Here is a 2,065-nt window from a genome sequence, read left to right as displayed (position 1 = left end):
AAAAACGAACTCATTACAGTGCATAATACGACTATTCGTGAAGATCAATGGATTGCTCGTCTTCGTGCCAAACAAGATCTTTTACTTCAAAAACTTCCCACTCATGTATAAATCTATAAATCCCCCCGCTATTGCTTTAAAATTCATCTTATTGTTATCATTTTTCTTACTGCGTAAGGGCCCTGAATACAGGGATATTTTTACTTTATCCCTTGTTATGAAATATTTCTGAATAACTTTCATATCAGAGCATGCAGATAATCTTAAAAGACGAATAAAGCGAGATAAAAGTGCTCGTCTTATAACGATGAACTATAAAAAATCAGTCCCCAGATGCATTAACCTACATAGTTTACAACTGCGCCTACAATTCCTAGAAAAGATGCAGCAGCACCCATTACATCGCCGACACATAAAGAAACAACCAATGATAAAGAACATGCCCCAGCCCACAGGACATTAAAGCCATTGACCATGTCAAAATTAAACCCAGAAAAGAAATTATATTTGCGTTTGCCTTGGTCTTTACCTTGGTCTTGGTCTTTATCTTTATCTTTATCTTTACCTATACCCATTATACCTTTAACAAAAGACAATCCCTTTTGTCCTTCAACATCATGGATGACAGCTTTATCTACCGTTTCAGTAATGACTCTTTTTTCTAGTGTTTCAACAATTTTTTCTAGTGTTGCACTAATTCCCACTCCTTGAAATTGGTTTTGTACCAAACTTGCATTCCCCTCCATAGTTTGTACAAAAAAAAGAATAAATAGTGTAAAAATAAATGAACACACACGATTTTCAAATATTTTAAACATAGCTTTCTTTGCTCCTCTTTTTCTTCACTGAAAAAGTAAAAGAATACTTATATATAAAAATAAATGATACATTATATGCAGTTCAAAGATAAATATAATACATTACGTATTACATGTAAAGGGGTAAAAATAATATAATTTAAATTTTAAAAATAAATACTGATTAATTTAAAATAATAACAATAATACTAGAAAACTCTGAACGGTCTATTTAAGAAAATTTATTTAAAAATCAAATGACTATAAAACATAATGAACACAGTTGAGAATCGCCTCATACTACGAAAATTTTACCAAAATAAAATCTATCACTAATCTATATGCTATTATTACCTAAAATTTTAAAAAGACTTATAAATATCAAAATAATCTATTCTGCTTATAATAGAATCTTTTATCATTGATGATAGTAAAATTATTCTATTATTTTTATAACTCTACTTTAAGATAATAAAAATTTTCTAACTTTCATAGAAAAATAAAGCTTAAAAAATAAATTTAAAATAATATAAAATTAAGAACTTCCAACATACTAATACCTGCATATTATCGAGCTAAGAGAAAGATGCAATACTTCTTAAAAGATCTTTTATTATATCCTTCATTGATATAACATCGTTTTACGCTTAGTAATGTCGAGAAATAAAATCGTGATAAAATAAAAACAGTGATTTAAAACAAATATATCTCCAGAAATAAAATTTAAAAGTCTGTCCTATTTTTGAAAAAAGTTATAAAGTGTAAAAGAGGCAATCAAGATCTCTATGTTTAAACAGAAAAACATTAACAAAATGATTTTCAACTTTTATTAATATATAAAAACAGCCCATAGCATCTTCAAACAAAATGTTCAGCCCCCTATTTCACACAGCGTAATGCATTGAAAATTTTGATTTTTAAAATTTACAAAACGCACTTATAAAACAAATCAACTCATCAGATTTATAAAAATACTATGAGCAACACAAAAGTGCTAGAAAACTACCTAAAACCAAATACTAAAATAGTCATGAAAAATGAGAGTATCCCCCAAAGTACTGAAAAACAACCCTCCTGCCTAACTTTCATAAAAGTTAGCTGATTTTTTTCTTCAACAGGGTAGAGCACAGTCCTATCTATATTTCGAGCTACTATATTTTCCTCTTGATTAGTAAAAAATAACTCTCTTTGAAATAACCCTTTAGCAATATTTATATGACTTTCTGCACCTTGTGCAAACAAAAGAATGAATGCTATAAAAATAAAGC

At 28.3% G+C, this 2,065-nt stretch carries 2 protein-coding genes; both read right to left on the bottom strand.

What is annotated here, in order from left to right:
- Positions 1–338: 338 nt before the first annotated feature.
- Positions 339–818 carry a hypothetical protein gene (locus FS875_RS09740; protein WP_144756215.1) on the bottom strand — a complete coding sequence of 160 codons (480 nt, stop codon included), beginning with the start codon at positions 816–818 and terminating at the stop codon, positions 339–341.
- Between the two features lie 981 nt (positions 819–1,799).
- Positions 1,800–2,065, bottom strand: a 266-nt coding sequence (locus FS875_RS09735) for a hypothetical protein (RefSeq protein ID WP_144756212.1), incomplete at its 5' end; no start/stop codon positions are given.

Source organism: Bartonella saheliensis (assembly GCF_902162175.1).
The sequence above is the reverse complement of the archived record's forward strand: the minus strand, read 5'-3'. Positions and strand labels throughout refer to the sequence as shown.